General features: G+C 59.5%; 17 protein-coding genes and 1 tRNA gene. 9 read left to right on the top strand and 9 right to left on the bottom strand.

Annotated features, from left to right (window positions below; genetic code table 11):
• Positions 1 to 32 precede the first annotated feature (32 nt).
• Positions 33 to 317, top strand: a complete 285-nt coding sequence (rplY, locus tag RRF55_RS06455) for a 50S ribosomal protein L25 (protein WP_004189006.1) — start codon at positions 33 to 35, stop codon at positions 315 to 317.
• Between the two features lie 58 nt (positions 318 to 375).
• On the opposite strand, the gene RRF55_RS06460 is transcribed toward rplY, so the two are convergent.
• On the bottom strand, positions 376 to 1,263 hold the full coding sequence (locus RRF55_RS06460; protein ID WP_021463906.1) for a LysR family transcriptional regulator: 888 nt from the start codon (positions 1,261 to 1,263) through the stop codon (positions 376 to 378).
• A 104-nt stretch (positions 1,264 to 1,367) separates the two neighbouring features.
• Between RRF55_RS06460 and RRF55_RS06465 the strand changes: the two genes are divergently transcribed.
• On the top strand, positions 1,368 to 2,654 hold the full coding sequence (locus tag RRF55_RS06465) for a serine hydrolase domain-containing protein (RefSeq protein ID WP_021463907.1): 1,287 nt from the start codon (positions 1,368 to 1,370) through the stop codon (positions 2,652 to 2,654).
• Positions 2,655 to 2,672: 18 nt separating this feature from the next.
• On the opposite strand, the gene RRF55_RS06470 is transcribed toward RRF55_RS06465, so the two are convergent.
• Complete coding sequence (locus RRF55_RS06470) at positions 2,673 to 3,269, bottom strand: NUDIX domain-containing protein (RefSeq protein ID WP_004144265.1); 597 nt, start codon at positions 3,267 to 3,269, stop codon at positions 2,673 to 2,675.
• Positions 3,270 to 3,351: 82 nt separating this feature from the next.
• On the opposite strand from RRF55_RS06470, the gene RRF55_RS06475 reads away from it, so the two are divergent.
• Positions 3,352 to 4,113: a DeoR/GlpR family DNA-binding transcription regulator gene (locus tag RRF55_RS06475; RefSeq protein WP_062920605.1), complete on the top strand. Its 762-nt coding sequence runs from the start codon at positions 3,352 to 3,354 to the stop codon at positions 4,111 to 4,113.
• A gap of 19 nt (positions 4,114 to 4,132) precedes the next feature.
• Here the strand turns inward: RRF55_RS06475 and yejK are convergent, their stop codons facing one another.
• Complete coding sequence (gene yejK / locus RRF55_RS06480) at positions 4,133 to 5,140, bottom strand: nucleoid-associated protein YejK (RefSeq protein WP_004144267.1); 1,008 nt, start codon at positions 5,138 to 5,140, stop codon at positions 4,133 to 4,135.
• 186 nt (positions 5,141 to 5,326) lie between these two features.
• Between yejK and RRF55_RS06485 the strand changes: the two genes are divergently transcribed.
• The 5 genes from RRF55_RS06485 to eco all read left to right on the top strand — a co-directional run bounded on the left by RRF55_RS06485 (position 5,327) and on the right by eco (position 9,446).
• Entirely contained in the window at positions 5,327 to 5,554 is a 228-nt protein-coding gene (locus RRF55_RS06485; protein ID WP_004195346.1) for a YejL family protein, read from the top strand.
• An 18-nt stretch (positions 5,555 to 5,572) separates the two neighbouring features.
• Positions 5,573 to 7,333 carry an LPS biosynthesis-modulating metalloenzyme YejM gene (gene yejM / locus RRF55_RS06490; protein ID WP_002912990.1) on the top strand — a complete coding sequence of 587 codons (1,761 nt, stop codon included), beginning with the start codon at positions 5,573 to 5,575 and terminating at the stop codon, positions 7,331 to 7,333.
• 76 nt (positions 7,334 to 7,409) lie between these two features.
• Positions 7,410 to 7,486, top strand: a tRNA-Pro gene (locus tag RRF55_RS06495).
• A 184-nt stretch (positions 7,487 to 7,670) separates the two neighbouring features.
• Positions 7,671 to 8,780 carry an AI-2E family transporter gene (locus tag RRF55_RS06500; protein WP_002912992.1) on the top strand — a complete coding sequence of 370 codons (1,110 nt, stop codon included), beginning with the start codon at positions 7,671 to 7,673 and terminating at the stop codon, positions 8,778 to 8,780.
• Between the two features lie 174 nt (positions 8,781 to 8,954).
• Entirely contained in the window at positions 8,955 to 9,446 is a 492-nt protein-coding gene (gene eco / locus RRF55_RS06505; RefSeq protein ID WP_064153429.1) for a serine protease inhibitor ecotin, read from the top strand.
• A 66-nt stretch (positions 9,447 to 9,512) separates the two neighbouring features.
• Here the strand turns inward: eco and mqo are convergent, their stop codons facing one another.
• The gene (gene mqo / locus RRF55_RS06510; RefSeq protein WP_002912994.1) at positions 9,513 to 11,147 is read right to left on the bottom strand and encodes a malate dehydrogenase (quinone); all 1,635 of its coding nucleotides are present in this window, start codon (positions 11,145 to 11,147) and stop codon (positions 9,513 to 9,515) included.
• 359 nt (positions 11,148 to 11,506) lie between these two features.
• On the opposite strand from mqo, the gene RRF55_RS06515 reads away from it, so the two are divergent.
• On the top strand, positions 11,507 to 12,667 hold the full coding sequence (locus RRF55_RS06515) for a SulP family inorganic anion transporter (RefSeq protein WP_020324457.1): 1,161 nt from the start codon (positions 11,507 to 11,509) through the stop codon (positions 12,665 to 12,667).
• Here the strand turns inward: RRF55_RS06515 and mgtE are convergent.
• The 5 genes from mgtE to apbE all read right to left on the bottom strand — a co-directional run bounded on the left by mgtE (position 12,630) and on the right by apbE (position 18,776).
• Positions 12,630 to 14,066: a magnesium transporter gene (gene mgtE / locus RRF55_RS06520; protein ID WP_002912996.1), complete on the bottom strand. Its 1,437-nt coding sequence runs from the start codon at positions 14,064 to 14,066 to the stop codon at positions 12,630 to 12,632. The two genes, RRF55_RS06515 and mgtE, sit on opposite strands and share 38 nt — an antisense overlap.
• 148 nt (positions 14,067 to 14,214) lie before the next feature.
• Complete coding sequence (locus RRF55_RS06525) at positions 14,215 to 15,858, bottom strand: multidrug ABC transporter permease/ATP-binding protein (RefSeq protein ID WP_004184919.1); 1,644 nt, start codon at positions 15,856 to 15,858, stop codon at positions 14,215 to 14,217.
• A 74-nt stretch (positions 15,859 to 15,932) separates the two neighbouring features.
• Positions 15,933 to 16,586 carry a DNA oxidative demethylase AlkB gene (gene alkB, locus RRF55_RS06530; protein WP_004140817.1) on the bottom strand — a complete coding sequence of 218 codons (654 nt, stop codon included), beginning with the start codon at positions 16,584 to 16,586 and terminating at the stop codon, positions 15,933 to 15,935.
• A complete protein-coding gene (gene ada / locus RRF55_RS06535; protein WP_048332213.1) occupies positions 16,586 to 17,650 on the bottom strand; it encodes a bifunctional DNA-binding transcriptional regulator/O6-methylguanine-DNA methyltransferase Ada in 1,065 nt (354 codons plus the stop codon). Before ada ends, alkB begins: the two co-directional genes overlap by 1 nt.
• A 73-nt stretch (positions 17,651 to 17,723) precedes the next feature.
• Positions 17,724 to 18,776, bottom strand: a complete 1,053-nt coding sequence (gene apbE / locus RRF55_RS06540; protein WP_064153431.1) for an FAD:protein FMN transferase ApbE — start codon at positions 18,774 to 18,776, stop codon at positions 17,724 to 17,726.
• Positions 18,777 to 18,795: the final 19 nt, after the last annotated feature.

Raw genomic sequence — 18,795 nt, forward strand, 5'->3', positions numbered from 1 at the left:
CTGTAGCAGGCTTTATATATAGAGAGACATCAATGTTTACTATCAACGCAGAAGTACGTAAAGAGCAGGGTAAGGGTGCGAGCCGCCGCCTGCGCGCAGCTAACAAGTTCCCGGCAATCATCTACGGTGGCGCAGCTGCTCCGGTTGCTATCGAACTGGACCACGACAAAGTATGGAACATGCAGGACAAAGCTGAGTTTTACAGCGAAGTTCTGACCGTCGTTGTTGATGGCAAAGAAGAAAAAGTCAAAGTTCAGGCTGTTCAGCGCCACGCGTTCAAGCCGAAACTGACTCACATCGACTTCGTTCGCGCGTAATCGCCGATAGCAAGTTGTATGGCAAGCGCCCCGGGGTCTCAGGCTCCGGGGCGTTTTGTTATCTGCGCTGCCAAAGCTCCGGCGCCTCGTGCATGATGTCGCTAAGCATCCGATGCTTATTCATTCCGGGCAGCCAGAGCATCACCATAGTGACGTTCAGCCCCTGACTGCCGACCTCCGTCGCGATTTCACTGACTCCCTGCCACTCGCCTGGCCGCAAATGGTCCGGTAAAAACCCCCAGCCCCTCCCCTGCTCCAGCGCATGGCGCAACAGGGTAATCTCATTCATATACAGCGTATGGCCGGAAATCTGCAGCCGGCGGGCGATTTGATCGTCACTGCGCCGGTGCATCACTAACTGCGGCGTCAACGAAAGATTCAATAGCGTCAGCGGCCGCGGAGCGTCGTGGAACAGGCTGTCCGCCGCGTAGAAACGCAGATCCACGGTGCCGAGCGCCCGCCACTCCATTTCGCTCCCCAGCGTGCGGTTGTTAGCCTGACAAATCGCCATCTCCGCCACGCCATCGCTCAGCGCCTGCTCGGCTTCGCGACGCGAGGCGCTCCAGCAGCTCAGGCGGATCTGCCGTCGGGCCAGGTTATCGGCCAGCGCACAGAGAAATTCACGCGGCACGAAGGGATCGTACACCAGACGCAGCGCCTGCCCGGCGGTTTGCGGCAGCGTTTGCGCAAAAGACTCGAAAGCCTGCGCCTGACGCAACAGCAGATGCGCCTGGCGAAACAGCTGCTCGCCCTCGGCGGTTAGCGTCAGGCTACGTCCTTCACGGCTGAACAGCCGGTAGCCCAGCGCATCTTCCAGATAGTCCAGCAGATCGCGCAGCGTGGTCCGGTCTTTAGCTAAACGAATGGCCGCCTGCGACAGGCTGCCGGTCTCAGCAATCGTCGCGAAGGCTTCAATCTGTGCGAATGAATACTGTAGGGTTTTCATCCTTTTTCTCCCTTAAGGGGGAAAATCCCCCATGTGCTGATTTTAGCCGGCGCGCGCCGATTTATATACTGCGCAGCGAATCTATGGCAAACGAGGAAATGACAATGATAAGAAAACCACTGGCCCTGGCGTTAATATTGGCGGCGCTGCCGGCGGCGGCAATGGCGCAACACTGCGGCAGCCTGACGCTGGATGTCTGCCCAACGCCTTACGATCAAACGCTACCCGCGGCCAAAGACATGCTCAGCTGGGATCAGACTTCACGCGTGATTGGCTTTCGCAATGACTATCGCAACTATGCCGGCGATGTCTTCCGCCACGGCGCCTCGACGCCGCTGGAGCGCGCTGAAAAACAACTGACCGATGCCCGCTATACGCTCAACGGCCACACCTGGAATTTGCAGGATTACCTGAAGCGCGAGAACGTCAGCGGTATGCTGGTGCTGAAAGATGGTAAAGTCGCCTGGAAATATCTCGCCGAAGGTAATACCGACACTACCCTGTGGACCTCGCGCTCGGTAGGCAAATCGGTGGTCTCGACGCTGGTCGGTATCGCCATTCAACAGGGTAAAATCCACTCCCTTGATGACCTGATTACCGTTTATGAACCCGAACTGAAAGGCACCGCCTGGGACGGCGTAACGCTGAAGCAGTTGATTCAACACACCAGCGGGGTGGAATGGAATGAAGACTACACCGACCCGCAGTCGCATTTCGCCCGCCTGACCCAGTGTGAAGCGCACCCCGGCGTCTATGCCTGCGTGCGTAAGATCGTCACCGGCCTGGCGCGTCAACACCCGGCGGGCGAGCAGTGGTCCTACTCTTCCGGCGGCGCCTGGCTGCTTGGGGATATCCTGGAGCGCGCCACCGGCATGTCGCTGGCCGCCTGGCTTGAACAGGCTCTATGGCAGCCGGCCGGGATGGCCTACGACGGCGTGTGGCATGCTTATCAGCAAGGGAAGCACGACGTCGGCGCCCACGGCTTTAACGCCACCCTTGAAGACTGGGGCCGCTTTGGTGAATTCGTCGCCCGTGACGGTCGGTTAAGCAATGGCAAACAGCTGGTGCCGACTGGCTGGTTCGATCAAGCCGCCAGCTGGACCAAGGCGCTAAACTCGGTCTCGGCAGCGCATCCGGAGGGTATTTACGGCTATCAGTGGTGGAATAACGCGATTCCGGCGAATGCGCAAAACGTACAGCCGACGCCGCAGGAAGGGCTTAAAGGGTCGCTGTGGGCGCTGGGGATCTACGGCCAGGTGATCATGGTGAACCGCGCGGAACACCTGGTGATCGTCCAGTGGTCGACCTGGCCGCAGGCGGAACCTTCCTTCAACGCTCAGCCGTTGGAAGCGGCGCTGATGTACAGCGCCATTGCCCGCGAGCTGCGTTAACTCCCCGCTCCTTGCCGCTCAGCCGGCGAGGAGCGTGTCGGCATTCAGCGCCAGGTGTTGCAGCAGGATAATGGTTTTAGCATCCATGATCTCGCCATCGCGAATAGCCTGCAGCGCCCGCGTCAGCGGCCACTCCAGTACTTCAATGTCCTCACCTTCCGCCGCCAGTCCACCGCCGTCGCCCCGACGGTCATCGGCCTGATATTCGGCGATAAAAAAGTAGAGTTTTTCGGTGACGGAGCCGGGGCTCATAAAGACGGTGAAGACGGGTTCGACACGGGTCACGCGAAAGCCGGTCTCCTCTTCCGCTTCGGCAACGATCCGCGCCTCCGGCGAGGCGTTATCCAGCAGCCCGGCGGCAGCCTCAATCAGATACCCATCGTGGCCATGGGTAAATACCGGAAATCGGAACTGGCGCGTCAGGACCACCGTCCGCTTTTCCCGGTTGTAGAGTAAAATGACTGCGCCGTTGCCCCGGTCATAGGCCTCGCGGCTCTGCTCCTGCCAGCGACCGTCCCGACGCAGCAGTTCGAAGGTATATTTTTTCAACGTGTACCAGTTATCCGAGAGCAGCGTCTCGCGAACGTGGCGGACGTGCGGTGCGTGTGTTTGCATGTTATTTCCCCTTTGAGGTGACAGCAGGCACCATAACATGCATAATCGTGCACAAACAAGATCATTCGATGAAGGAAAACCGATGCTCGCCAGTCAGAGAAAACAGCAGATCCTCCAGATCCTCACCGAGGAAAAACAGGTGATGTCCGGGGAGCTAAGCCAGCGGTTTAACGTCTCCGAGGACTCCATTCGCCGCGATCTGCGCGAGCTGGCGGCGGAGGGAAAACTGCAGCGGGTCCATGGCGGGGCATTGCCGGTTTCCGCCGCCATTGCGCCAATTGAAACGCGCAAAAGCGTGCAGATCGCCTCCAAGCAGGCGGTCGCCCGCGCCGCCGCCGCCATGATCCAGCCGGGACAGGTGGTGATTGTCGATGGCGGCACCACCACCGCGGCGATGATCGGCTTTTTACCCGCCGACCTCAGCTGCACGGTGGTCACCCACAGCCCGGGCATCGCCGTGGCGCTGGTGGACCACCCGCGAATCGAGGTGATCCTGCTCGGCGGCAGAGTATTCAAACATTCGGTTGTCGCCGTCGGCGCCGAGACGCTGGCGGGAATGGCGCGAATCAACGCCGATCTGTTCTTTATGGGGGTGACCGGCGTCCACCCGCGGGCGGGTTTCACCACCGGTGATTACGAAGAGGCAGGCATCAAGCGCGCGCTGACGGCCAGGGCGGCAGAAACCGTGGTAATGGCCTCCCGGGAGAAGCTCAACGCCGCGTCGGCCTTTGCCATCGGCGAGCTGAGCCTCGCCAGTACGCTGATTGTCGATGGAGAACCCGACGCCGCGCTGCGCCAACAGTTGGTGCAGAGCGGCGTGGAGATCGTCCCCGTTCAGCGGTAGCGCCGCCGGGGCACAGGGCTTAATTGCCGCCTGACGTCCGGCGCTGCAGCTGGTCGCGCAGATTCGGCGGGGTACCCTTAATGGTCAGGGTATCAGTGGCGGGATCCCAGAATACGCGTTCGCCCAGCAGCATGGCGTCGAAGTTAATGGTCAATCCGCCGCCGCTGCCGGCAAACTTGGTCAGCTGACGTAAGGTGCTGCGATCCGCCGGGAAGCTCTCTTCCAGCTCATAGCCCTGCTCAGCGGTGAATTCCTGGAAGCTCTTTTCGCTGACGCCGGCGAGCTCTTTGGACAGCGACTCCAGCTCAATCTCTTCCCCAGCCTGCAGCTGTTCGTTGCAGTAGGCGTAGACCTGCTGGCGCACGTTCTGTCGCTCGGATTTATCAAGCTGGGCATCGGCGGCGAAGTCATCCACCGCCTGCAGCAGGCCGCGGTTCTGCGCTTTGGCGTTAAGCCCTTCGCTGGCGCCGAGGAAATCCATAAAGAAATCGGCCACTTTGCGCCCTACCCGCCCTTTCAGGAAGGTCAGATAGCGGGTCGACTCCGGGTTGGTTTCCCATTCGGTGAGATCGATGCGCGCGACGATATCGGCATGGTTAATATCCAGATAATGGGTCGAGCGGATATCCAGCTCTTCGTTGACGCGCATACTGCTCAGGTTATTGAGTACCGCCACCAGCAGATACTCGACCGCAAGGTAACGATACTGGCAGAAGAGGACAATGCCTCCTTCGGCGAACGGGTATTTCGCCAGCTCATCGCGCAGGCGACCGGTCGCCGCGCGGCTAAACGCCAGAAACTCTTCTTCCCCCTGACGCTGCAGGCGCAGCGCCTGGGCCAGTTCGCTCTCTTCATTGAACAAGCCATAGGCTTTGCTTTTGGCGCTATAGACCCGGTGCAGTTCAGCCATCATCTCGACGACCGTCGCGTTCGGCTCCAGCAGTGACTCGCGCAGCACCAGCTCCAGATTTTGTTCATCACGTTTGATTAACTGATGCAGGGCAATCTGGTCGATATCCAGACTCATGTTAAACTCTCCTTTTAAACCGGGCGGTATTCAACCACCGCCGGGTGGCCGACGCAACTGGCGCCACACATTTCGACGTCGTTAACGTCGATTGATGCGCTTTTGCGCCGCGGCGAAAAAATGCGGAAAAAAAGCTGCTGCTACGGTAATATGTTGCCCTTTCACGAACAAACAGATTTTGAGTTTATGCCGCAAATTTCCCGCTATAGCGATCAACAGGTCGAACAGTTGCTCAGCGAGCTGACGAACGTCCTGGAATCACACAAAGCCCCGGTGGACCTTTCACTGATGGTGTTAGGCAATATGGTGACCAACCTGATCAACAGTAGCGTCGCGCCGGCGCAGCGTCAGGCCATCGCCCGTTCTTTCGCGCAGGCTTTGCAATCTTCGATTAACGACGATCCAGCGCATTAAGGATAACAGCAACAGTATATGGTGACTCTACGTCAGCCCTACCGAGAAAAAGTCTCCCAGATGGTTAGCTGGGGGCACTGGTTCGCCCTGTTCAACATGTTGTTGGCCATGGTGCTCGGCAGCCGCTACCTTTTTGTCGCCGACTGGCCGACGACGCTTGCCGGACGACTGTTTTCGTACGTCAGTCTCGTCGGGCATTTCAGCTTTCTGGTGTTTACCAGCTATGTGCTGATCCTCTTTCCGTTGACCTTTATCGTGGTCTCGCAGCGCCTGATGCGCTTCCTGTCGGTGATCCTTGCCACCGCCGGGATGACGCTGCTGCTGATAGACAGCGAGGTTTTTACCCGCTTCCATCTGCACTTAAACCCGGTCGTCTGGGAGCTGGTCATCAACCCTGACCAGAATGAGATGGCGCGCGACTGGCAGCTGATGTTTATCAGCGTCCCGGTCATCTTTTTGATTGAAATGCTCTTCGCCACCTGGAGCTGGCAAAAGCTGCGCAGCCTGACGCGCCGCCGCCATTACGCCCGCCCGGTCGCCTGGTTCTTCTTTTTGTCGTTCGTCAGCAGCCACCTGGTCTATATCTGGGCGGACGCCAATTTCTATCGCCCGATCACTATGCAGCGGGCGAATCTGCCGCTCTCCTATCCGATGACCGCCCGTCGTTTCCTTGAGAAACATGGCCTGCTCGACGCCCAGGATTATCAGCGTCGTCTGGTGGAGCAAGGGGCGCCGGAGGCGGTATCGGTCCAGTATCCGCTTAGCAACCTGCGCTACCGTGACCTCGGCGCGGGCTACAACGTGCTGCTGATCACCGTCGACAACCTGAACTACTCGCGGTTTGAAAAGACCATGCCGGCGCTGGCGGCATTTGCCAAAGAAAACGTTAACTTTACCCAGCATATGAGCTCGGGCAATACCGCCGACAGCGGCCTGTTTGGCTTGTTCTACGGTATTTCGCCTGGCTATATGGACGGTGTCCTCTCGGCGCGTATTCCCGCCGCGCTGATTACCGCCCTCAACCAGCAGGGCTACCAGCTGGGCCTCTTCTCCTCCGATGGGTTTAGCAGCCCGCTGTATCGCCAGGCGCTGCTCTCCGATTTCTCGCTGCCGAGCGCGAAGACCCAGAGCGACGAGCAGACGGCCAATCAGTGGATCGGCTGGCTGGACCGTTACGCGCAGGATGAGAATCGCTGGTTCTCGTGGATCTCGCTCAATGGCACCACTCTCGACGACACGCAGCAGCAGGGCTTTGTCCGCCGCTACAGCAAGGCGGCAGGCGACGTTGATGCCCAGATCGATCGGGTGCTGACTGCGCTGCGCGAAGCCGGCAAACTCGATAATACGGTGGTAATTATTACCGGCGGCCACGGCAAGCCGCTGAATGCGAAACACGACGCGTTCGACTGGTCGCGCGAGCAGCTGCAGGTGCCGCTGGTTATTCACTGGCCGGGCACGCCGGCGCAGGAGATTGCCACCCTGACCGATAACAAAGATGTGATGACTACGCTGATGCAGCGCCTGCTTCACGTTTCGACGCCGGCCAATGAGTACTCGCAGGGAGAAGATCTGTTCAGCGCCGCGCGGCGTCGTAACTGGGTCACCGCGGCCAACGGCGATACGCTGGCCATCACCACCCCGACCATCACCGTGGTCCTCAACCATAACGGCACCTATACCACCTGGAGCCGCGACGGCGAGAAAATTAAAGATCAGAAACCGCAGCTCAGTCTGTTGCTGCAGGTCCTGACTGACGAAAAACGCTTTATCGCTAACTGATTGATTAATTATGAATCAATCGCGCGTGACCCGCTTGCATTCGCCTGGGGAACGGGTAATATTGTTCCCCACGCGTCGGCACGTAGCGCAGCCTGGTAGCGCACCGTCATGGGGTGTCGGGGGTCGGAGGTTCAAATCCTCTCGTGCCGACCAAAAACTCCACAGAAACCAGCCTTTTAAGGCTGGTTTTTTTATGCCTGTTTCCCCTGTTGCCGCCCGCTCGCTTAATTTGTGCCCTTTCTTCAATGTATCGTGAAGATGTACGACTATCCTGATGGTAAATTACGTCGTAGCATCTATTATTCGACCGTATGACTCATAAGCAGGAGCGGATAACATGAGAGTTAATGGACTTACCAAGGGATTTTTCATCCTTATCGTCTTCATTGTAACCCTGGCCTTTTTTGATGTTCTCTCACCCTATTATTCCGCCATCCTTTGGGCTGCGATCCTCGCGGTGATTTTTAATCCGGTCAAAAACAAGATCCGTACCCGCCTCGGCGAGCGCAATGGCCTCGCGGCGCTGATGACCATCGTCATTATCTGTCTTATCGTTTTTACGCCGCTGGCTATCATTCTCTCCTCGCTGGCCTACGAGCTCAATCTGGTGTACAGCAAACTGCAGCATAACGACACCCAGTTTCCGACGGTGGTCGCCAGCCTGTTCGCCCATCTCCCCGGCTGGGCCAGAAGCTTCCTCGCCGATCATAACCTTGATAGCGCGCAGCAGATCCAGCAGCAGCTCTCTGATGCCGCTCTGAAAGGCGGTCAGTATCTGGCCGGCAGCGCGTTTCTGATTGGCAAAGGGACTTTTGGCTTCACCGTCAGCTTCGGCATCATGCTGTATCTGCTGTTTTTCCTGCTGAAGGATGGACCTTATCTGGTGCTGTTGATCCTCGAGTCTCTACCGTTATCAAGCTATGTGAAGCAGCATTTGTTCGCTAAATTCGCCGCTGTGGCCCGCGCCACGGTAAAAGGTACCGTCGCCGTGGCGCTGGCGCAGGGTGCGCTGGGTGGCTTTGCCTTCTGGATCGCCGGTCTGGACGGCAGCATTCTCTGGGGAGCGCTGATGGCGTTTCTGTCGCTTATCCCGGCGGTGGGCTCGGCCATTATCTGGGTGCCAGCGGCCATCTACCTCTTCGCCACCGGCCAGCTTTGGCAGGGCGCCTTTATCGTCGGCTTCTTTGTGATTGTGATTGGCCTGGTGGATAACATTCTGCGTCCACTGCTGGTGGGCAAGGATACCAGGATGCCGGACTATCTGATCCTTATCGCCACTCTGGGCGGCATGGAGATCTACGGTATCAACGGCTTCGTGATCGGGCCGCTGATCGCCGCCCTGTTTATCGCCTGCTGGAACCTGCTGTCGGGACGAGAACATGCCGGCAATACCGATGAAATCGATGAAGAGTTTATTGAGGAAGCGAAAAATAGCCGTAATGAATAGCTTTCCCGGCAGGGGGCTGGCGGCCCGCCAGCGCCTCTGTTGCGCTCTGCGCGGCCGATGTCTTACCAGTAGATAACACTATTCATTTTGCAAAAATTGGTAAATAAATCTTAACATTCAGCTGATTGATGATAGGCTATCTCTGTCAGGAACGAAAATAAAGGATGATCAACCGTGAAAAAAATCACTACGCTAGCCGTTTCTCTGCTGACCGCCGCCTGCATGTCCGCTGGCGCATTGGCCGCAGACCAGCCGCTGGAAAAAGTCGCGCCGTTCCCGAAAGCGGAAAAAGGCATGAAGCGTCAGGTTATTCAGCTGCCGCAGCAGCAGGATGAGTCGGCGCTCAAGGTTGAGCTGATGATCGGCCAGACGCTGGAAGTCGACTGCAACCATCATCGTCTCGGCGGGGAACTGGAAAGTAAAACCCTGGAAGGCTGGGGCTATGATTACTATGTCTTTGAGAAGCTGAGCGGCCCGGTATCCACCATGATGGCCTGCCCGGACGGCAAAAAAGAGAAGAAATTTGTCACTGCCGGCCTCGGGGATGACGCCATGCTGCGCTACAACAGCAAACTGCCGGTCGTGGTATACACGCCGAGCAATGTCGATGTGAAATATCGCATCTGGCGCGCCGACGAGACTATCGGCAACGCTGTCGTCCGCTAAGGCGAACAGCGCAAACGGCAATAAAAAACGGCAGCCCGCAGGCTGCCGTTTTTGTCAGAGCGTTTATCAGAGCGCGATATCCGCCATCGGCTTGCCGCCGCTCAGCGGCTTCAGCTCCGCCTGCGGTACCTCATCCACCGCCCCGGCTGGCTCATATTTCAGTTCCAGCACTTCACTGGTCCACGCCAGCGCTTTCTCGATCTCCGCCGGGTTGCCGTCAAGACGAATACCGTAGGTTGGGATGATCGCCTTCAGCTTGGCCTGCCATTCCGGCGAATTGACTTTATCTTTAAACACTTTCTCCATTAGCTGCAGCATGATAGGCGCCGCGGTGGAGGCCCCTGGCGACGCGCCGAGAAGCGCCGCGACGGTGCCTTCATCATCGCTGACCACTTCGGTGCCCAGGCGCAGTACCCCGCCCTTCTTCGCGTCGCGCTTAATGATCTGCACGCGCTGACCGGCCTGCCACAACCGCCAGTCCTCTTTCCGCGCTTCCGGATAATATTCGCACAGCGCGGCCAGACGATCTTTATCTTTCTGCATCACCTGGCTAATCAGATATTTTACCAGATCGAAGTTGTCCAAGCCGACGTTGAGCATTGGCAAAATATTTGAGGTATTCGTCGAGGCCAGCAGATCCCACAGCGAACCGTTCTTCAGGAAACGGGTCGAGAAGGTGGCGAATGGTCCGAACAGCACCACGCGTTTACCGTCGATAATACGGGTATCGATGTGCGGCACCGACATCGGCGGCGCGCCCACTTCGGCCTGACCGTAGACCTTCGCCAGATGGTGGTTCACCACCTCCGGATTTTCGCAGACCAGGAACTGGCCGCCGACCGGGAAGCCCGCATACTCTTTGGCCTGCGGAATGCCGGTCTCCTGCAGCAGGGTCAGCGCTGCGCCGCCGGCGCCGATAAAGATAAATTTGGCTTTAATGACCCGCTTCTGACGACGATTGTCGGCATCCGCCAGGGTGACCGTCCAGCTCTTGTCGGCGTTGCGCTTGAAGCGACGCACCACGGTGCCCAGCTGTAGGGAGAAATTATCATGCTTTTGCAGACCGGCGATCAGCTGGCGGGTAATTTCACCATAGTTGACGTCGGTTCCCACTTCTGAGCGAGTGGCGGCGACCTTTTGCAGCGGGTCGCGGCCTTCCATCACCAGCGGCGCCCAGGCTTTGATCTGCTGATGGTCTTCAGAATAGCGAATACCGCGGAACAGTTCACTTTGCTGCAGCGCCGCGTAGCGCGCACGGAGGAAGTTGACGTTATCTTCGCCCCACACAAAGCTCATGTGCGGCACGCTGTTAATGAAAGATTTTGGTTTGTTCAGGACGCCGCGCGTCACCTGATGCGCCCAGAACTGACGCGAGATATGGAAGGCTTCGTTGATGTCGACCGCTTTGTCGATATTGATGCCGTTGGCGGTCTGCGGCGTGTAGTTCAGCTCCATCAGCGCCGCGTGGCCGGTACCCGCATTATTCCACCCGTTTGAGCTCTCTTCCGCCACGCTGGACATCTGCTCAACCATGGTAATAGACCAGTCTGGCTCAAGCTCCTGCAGCCAGGTTCCCAGTGTGGCGCTCATAATGCCGCCGCCAATCAACAATACATCCGTCTCTTGCTCATGGCGGGTGTTGGTCCGAGTGCTGTTGGGACCAACCGCCTGTGAGCGTGGTACGGCCATCTTTTTATTCATCGGATTTGAGCCTTACTTTACTCGCTGTTTTTATTTAGCGCAGGTGATACGATTCTCACCCCTCACGTTACCACCGAAGCTCAAAAATTTAAATATTGTTTAAATTTTAAGTTCTGTTTTGAGATCCGTTATAAAAATGTTTAATAAATGTATACACCAAATCACTTTTTGTACTGGTGCGTTGACAGATTCCGCGCTATCATCCCTGGTTTTGTGACAGACCGCACGGAAGCAGGGCCTGACACCGCTCCCTCTTTTTTTATAAGCTGCGAACTTTTTTTATGCCCCCAGTTTCTGACCCCGCCGCTTCCGGCAACCTGCGTCCCATCCTCCGCTCCCCGTCTTTACTGACGCGCGAAGTGCTGGCCGGCGTGCTCACCGCCCTGGCGCTCATCCCTGAAGTGATTTCGTTTTCAGTCATTGCCGGCGTTGACCCGCAGGTAAGCCTGATTGCTTCGGTGGTGCTCTGCCTGGCGATGTCAGTCTTCGGCGGACGCCCGGCGATGGTCACCGCCGCCGCGGGCTCGGTGGCGCTGGTGATTGGCCCGATGGTGCATCAGCACGGCGTGGGGTACATTTTACCGGCTGTCATTCTGGCGGGTATTATTCAAATTTTGTTTGGTCTGTGCGGCATGGCGCGCCTGATGCGCTTTATTCCCCCGGCGGTGATGACCGGCTTCGTCAACGCCCTCGGGATCCTGATTTTCTTTGCTCAGGTGCCGCATTTCTGGAGTCGACAACCGCTAATCGTTGGCCTGTTCGTCCTGACGCTGCTTATCGTCCTGTGGGCGCCGCGCGTTATTAAGGCTATCCCGGCGCCGCTGATCGCCATCGTCGCGCTCACCCTCTATACCGCGACCACCGGCCAGCAGCTGCCGACCGTCGGCGATGAAGGGTCAATGAGCGGCGGCCTGCCGGGGTTCACCGCCCTGACCGTTCCCCTGAACCTGACCACCCTGCAGATAATCTGGCCGTGCGCCCTCAGCATCGCCTTTGTCGGCCTGATGGAGTCATTGCTGACGGCTAAGCTGGTGGATGATCTCACTCATACCCCGTCGAACAAATCGCGGGAAAGCGCCGGGCTGGGTATCGCCAATATCCTTGCCGGCTGCTATGGCGGCATCGCCGGCTGCGCGATGATCGGCCAGACTATCGTGAACGTGGAAATGGGCCGGGCCCGCAGCCGCCTCTCAACGGTAATCGCCGGCCTGGTGCTGCTCCTGCTGGTGACAGCGCTCAGCCAGGTGATGGCGAAGATCCCGATGGCGGTTCTCGCCGGGGTGATGGTGATCGTGGCGGTGAAAACCTTTAGCTGGCACAGCATTCGCCCGGGCGAGCTGGCGCGTAATCCGTGGCCAGAAACGCTGGTGATGCTGGTGACCGTCGCCGCGACGGTGGGAACCAGCAATCTGGCGATCGGTGTGCTGGCGGGGATTGTCGCGATGGCGATCATCCCCCGCCGCCTGCGGGCAAAAGCGCAGGCTACATTAGAAACAGCGTCGCCAGACCCAGAAAAATAAAGAAGCCGCCGGTGTCGGTGATGGCGGTGATCATCACGCTGGAGCCGACCGCCGGGTCGCGCCCCAGCTTCACCATGACCATCGGGATTATCACGCCCATCATCGCCGCCATCAGCAGGTTGAGCATCATGGCCAGCGTCATCACCCCGCCGAGCTGCGGATCGTCATACAGCCACCAGGTGATGGCTCCCATAATCCCGCCCCACACCAGACCGTTAATCAGGGCGACCCCCATTTCACGCAGGATCAGGAAGGTAAAGCTGCCGGGCTGGATCTGCTGCAGCGCCATCGCCCGGACGATCATGGTGATCGTCTGGTTGCCGGTGTTGCCGCCAATCCCGGCGACGATCGGCATCAGCGAGGCCAGCGCCACCAGCTGTGAAATGGTGTGTTCGAAGCCGTCGATGACCCGGGAAGCAATAAACGCCGTACACAGATTGACCGCCAGCCACGCCCAGCGGGTTTTCACCGCTTTGCTGACCGGGGCGAAGACATCCTCTTCATCGCTCAGGCCGCCCATCCGCCGCAGATCGTTATCGGTTTCTTCATAAACCACATCGACGATCTCATCGATGGTCAGGCGCCCGATCAGCTTGCCGTCGGCATCAATGACGGCGGCGCTGAGCAAGTCATCACGTTCGAAGGTGCGCGCCACCTTCTCCGCCTCTTCGTGCGGCTGAAAGGTGACCGGGTCGCCCTCCATCACCTCCCCCACCCGCTTCTGCGCATCATTGAGCAGAATGGTCTGCAGCTCCAGCTCGCCGAGCAGCAGCTTGTTACGGGTGGTAACGAACAGCTTATCGGTGTTTTCCGGCATTTTACCGAGACGCCGCAGATAGCGCTGCACCGCCGCCAGGGTGGCCTCCGGTCGCACCGTAATGACCTCAAACTCCATGATCGACCCGACGCTGTTGTCGGCGTAGCGCATAATCTGGCGAATACGGGCGCGCTTCTCGGCCGGCAGGGTCGCCAGCAGCCGTCCGGTCAGGTTGCGCGGCAGATGCTGCAGCAGGTAAACCTGTTCATCGATATCCAGCGGCTGCATGGCCTGCAGCAGCTCGGGATCGCTCATCTTGTCGATCAGGTCGCCCCAGACGTTCTCTGAGGCCTCCAGCAGCACTTCGCCGCGTTTATCGTCGGGCACCAGGCACCATAGCGCGGTGCGGGCGTCATAGGGAAGCGCTTCCAGCGCATCGGCGAGATCCGGCGGCGGCAGATGCGAGACCAGCATTTCCACTTCGGCCAGGTCATCGGCCAGCGTCCCTTCATCATATCGTTCAGCCAGCGTCAGTTTGCCCAGCAGCGCGGAAGTCACCGCTTTATCGGTGCTCAAGAGCCAAATCAGACGGGCACGCTCTTCGTCACGCAAGCGGGCGCTTTTTTTATGCAAAACGGACATCGATCGGGCAATCCTTTTGAGAATGGTGAGCCGGCCTGCGGGCCGGAAGCCTTAAGCATAGCGCGAGGAGGGGGAAATAATAACCGTCAGCGATGTAGACGCTGAAAATTTCAGCGGCGCCCGGGCTTTTCCGGGCGCGCGTTGTGAATCAGGCCGTACGGGCCACCGCATCGCGGGAAGCCTGTTCCCGCTCTTCGCCGGTAAGTTCGGCGAGCTGGCCGGCGCGCATCTCCAGCAGACGATCGGCGTGCTGGAAGTAGTGATCGTCATGGCTGATGGCGAACACGGTTTTGCCCATCTGCTGCATCAGCGGCAGCAGGACCTGGTAGAACTCGCGGCGGAAATGCGGATCCTGATCCGCCGCCCATTCATCCAGCAGAATGATGTCCCGGGACTCGGCCAGCGCCAGCAGGAGCGCCACGCGCTTCTTCTGCCCTTTCGACAGCCGCAGGTCGGCGATCTTTCCGTTCTCCAGCTGCAGCTTGTGGGCCATTTGCAGACGCTCCAGCCATGTCGCCACCAGCGCCGGATCGGCCTCCTCGCCCTGCGGCCCGAGCAGGCGGTCAAACAGCCAGACGTCGGTAAACACTGCGGAAAACAGTTTGCGGTACTCCTCTGGCCTCTCCGCCGCCAGCGGCTGGCCGTCGACGAGGATCTGACCGGATATTGGCTGGTACAGGCCAGTCAGGAGCATCGCCAGCGTTGACTTGCCGCTGCCGTTGCCGCCTATCAGAAACACCAGCTCGCCGCGCTTCAGCGTCAGATTAAGCGGCCCTACCGCAAAGCGCTGGTCCGGATAATGAAAGGTGACATCGCGCAGCTCCAGCGTCTGCCAGTCAGGATGCGCCTGCGGCCGGGGAAAGTCGGCCCGGTACGGGGCGAGGGAGAACTGACGCAGCTTGTTAAACGCCACCTGGGCGCTGAGCAGCGTGGGCAGCGCGCCGACGGCGGAGAGCAGCGGCGTGCGCAGAAACAGCAGCGTCAGGGAATAGGTCGCCGCCACGGCGGTATCGGCCCAGCCGAGGCTGTTGGCCATCCAGAACACCAGCCCGATGGCGCCAAGCATCATAATATTCGACCAGTTGACCGCGCTGAGGTGGAAGGTATCGGCGCGAACGATATGGTGCCGGTACTCCCGGGCGTCCGGGAGGTAGAGCTGGTTAAACACATACTCCGCGCGCTCGCGGTTGAGGGTCAGCTCTTTACGCCCCTCCAGCACCGTCTGATAGTCGTGATACAGTTTATCTTCCGTTTCGCGCAGGCTGGCCATATGTTTGTACACCCGCGAGACCAGCACAAAGCCGCCCCAGATGGTGAGCGCCATCCACAGCGCCGTCACCAGCATCATTTTTCCTGACAGCCAGGCGAGGTAGGCCGCGGAGCCGAAGGTGAGAATGATCCCCTGCACCAGCTCCGGCAGGCGCACAAAGGCGATGGTGATATTGCGGATATCGCTGGTCAGCCCGGCAAGCAGCGACGCGCTGCCGATCTTCTCTACTTGTTCAATCTGGGTATCGAGGATGCGTTTAACAAACTCACCGCGCAGACGATAGACAAAATGGTGGCCGAGGGTGGTTAGCGCCAGCTGCGAACCCAGGGTCACCGCCATCAGCAGCCCCAGCAGACCAAGAAACTCCGGCAGGACCCGCAGCGAGGTATCGACAGCGGTAATCAGACGCAGGTTAATGAAAGCGATTAAGCCGATACCCAGCGCGGCGCTGAGCAGGCTGAGAGCAATAACGCCCAGAAACGGCCAGCGATACTGGCGCCAGACGAGAGAGAGAAGTTCCATAACAGGCTATCCGCAAAAGCAAAACAGCCAGCAGTTTAAACGGCTCGCCGATGACATCAAGAATAATTCTTATTTTAATACTGGCGACCGCCCGCCTGTCGGAAGGTGAGATTGTAACGACAGTCGCCCGTTTCCGGATGATGCCCCGCTTTCAGCGGCTGAATGCCATGATAAAACAGGCGCGACTCGCCGCCCCAGACCACCACATCGCCATGCTCCAGCAGCAGCCGCTGCAGCGGGTCGCTGCGTTGCAAGCCGCCAAACTGAAAGATGGCCGGCAAGCCCAGCGAGACCGAGACAATCGGCGCCCGCAGATCCTGTTCATCTTTATCCTGATGCAACGACAGTTTTGCGCCAGGACAATAGCGGTTAATCAAACAGGCGTCGGGGGAAAATTCCGGATAGCCGCCGGCGGCGGCCGCCGCCAGCGCCAGTTCATGAAATACGGCAGGCATCGGCGGCCAGGTTTGATCGGTTACCGGGTCGACCGGGGCGTACAAATAGCCGTGGCGATCGGTAGTCCAGCCCAGCGCGCCGCAGTTGGTCATGGCGACCGACATGGTGTACCCGCCCGGCGTGACCATCTGGCGAAACGGCGACTGACTGGCGACGTCGGCTATCGCCTGCAGCAGCGCCGGGGCGCGTTCGCGGGCAAATCGCCGCAGCACCACCGCGCCGGGGGCCAGCGGCTCCTGCCACGGTGGGGTATCGCTAAACAGATCGAGCATTACTCCTCCTCATGTTGGGCCTCGCGCGCCAGCAGCTGCGCTTTTCGCGCCGTTCCCCAGCGATAACCGGACAGGGCGCCATCTTCACGCACCACCCGGTGGCAGGGAACAATCACCGCCAGCGAATTCGCCGCGCAGGCGCCGGCCACGGCTCTTACCGCCCGCGGCTGGCCAATATGCTCTGCCACCTGGCGGTAGCTGCGGGTCTCGCCCACCGGGATCTGCCGCAGCGCCTGCCAGACCTGCAGCTGAAACGCAGTGCCCTGCAGATCCAGCGGCAGCGATACCGGCCGCCGGCTGTCGTCGAGGTGGGCGAAAATCTCGGCCATCTGCTGACAAAAATCGGGGTCGCCTTCACGCAGCTCGGCATTGGGAAAGCGCCGGCGCAGGTCGTCGAGCAATGCCGCATCGTTATCACCCGGCAGCACCGCGCAGACGCCGCGCTCGCTCTGCGCCACCAGGCAACGACCCAGCGCGCAGTCGCCCGTGGTCCAGGTTACCACGGTGGCGGCGCCGCCGCGGCGAAACCGGCTGGCGGTCATCCCTAACGCTGCGTCGGCCTGGCGATAATAGCTGCTGCTGTCGGGAAAACCAGCCGCCAGCGCGGCGCGGGTCACCGGTATCCCCTGCTCCAGCGCTTCCCGCAGGCGCTGCGCCCGCCACGCTTGTTGCCAGGCTTTAGGGGTCATGCCGGTGACGGATTTAAATAAACGGTGGAAATGAAACGGGCTCATCGCCAGCTGGCCTGCCAGCGCCTCGAGGGTCAGGGGCGCGTCCTGCTCCAGCAGCCGACAGGCCTGCGCCACTTTGTCGACCCTTTGCTGCTGCGGGTAGTCTTTATCCGGTTGGCAGCGTTTGCAGGGGCGGAATCCCGCCGCCACGGCGGCGGCGACGTCGGCAAAAAAGCGTACGTTTTCCCGCCGCGCGCGCCGCGAGCGGCAGGAGGGACGACAGCAGATGCCGGTGGTCAGTACCGCAAAGACGAACTGACCATCGGCCCGGGTATCACGTTCGCAGACCGCCTGCCAGCGGCGATCATCGGTATCGGCAACTATCGGTTTCATGACGGGTCTCCAGCTGTAAGTGTACCCTCAGTCTGTGGTAAAGCCCGCAGTAAAAAACCCGCAATCTTGCTTTTTAATTTTTCTCGCCGACAAGGAAAGTGCGGAACTGCGGCGACATCCAGGTTTTAAAACCCTCTCCTTCTTTAACGATCATGTAGACCGCCAGCCCCTCCTCGCGCACCACCTGCTGCGCTTTTTCCGGCCCCAGCACCATCAGTCCGGTATCCCAGCCGTCCGCCTCCAGCGCCGTTGGCGCAATGACGGTCACGGAGACCAGCTTATGGGTTATCGGCTGCCCGGTCTGCGGATCGATAACGTGCGAGATGCGTTTGCCATCGAGTTCATAGTAGTTGCGATAGCTGCCGGAGGTGCTGATACCGTGACCATTGATGTCGACAATCGCCTGAACGGCGTTTTCGCGGTCGGTCGGTTTCTGGATCGCTACCCGCCAGGGCTTGCCTTCGCCGTTCATCCCGCGGCTGACCAGCGCTCCGCCCACCGACACCAGATAGCGGGAGATCCCCTCCTGCTCCATCAACCGCGCGAGGTGGTCGGCGGCATAGCCTTCCCCCACGGTGGAAAGGTCGACAAACAGATCGGGAATATCTTTTTGCAGGAACTGCCTGCCGCTCTGATTAATAACCTGCAGATGCTGCAGGCCGGTGCGCGCCTTCGCCGCGGCTATCGCCTCGGCATCCGGGGTGGTGACCGGCTGTTTATCCGGGCCAAAGCCCCACAGGTTGACCAGCGGCCCCACGGTAATATCCATCGCGCCGTGCGTTTTGGCGCCAATCCGCAGCGACAGGGTGACGATATCCGCCATCGCTTCGCTCACCGGCCAGGGTTCGGTAGTGGCGGCATGATTGAAGCGCATCAGCGCTGAGTCGTTTTTCCAGGTCGACAGCAGGCGATCGTCGGCGTCCAGCTGGGCCTGAACCTTGGCGCGCAACGCCTGGGCCTTTGCCTCATCCACGCCAATGACGCTGACCCGCCAGAAGGTGCCCATCGTTTTGCCATCCAGCACGGTGGCCGTCGCGGTGGGGGTCGCAGGAGTGGTAACTGAATCGCAGCCAGAGAGCAGAACGCAGGCGCCCAGCAGCGCGGCGCGAAAGAAAGTCATATCCATTAATCGAGGCTCCTCTTAC

The sequence above is a fragment of the Klebsiella sp. K47 genome (genome assembly GCF_051858335.1).
Lineage (GTDB): Bacteria > Pseudomonadota > Gammaproteobacteria > Enterobacterales > Enterobacteriaceae > Klebsiella > Klebsiella pneumoniae.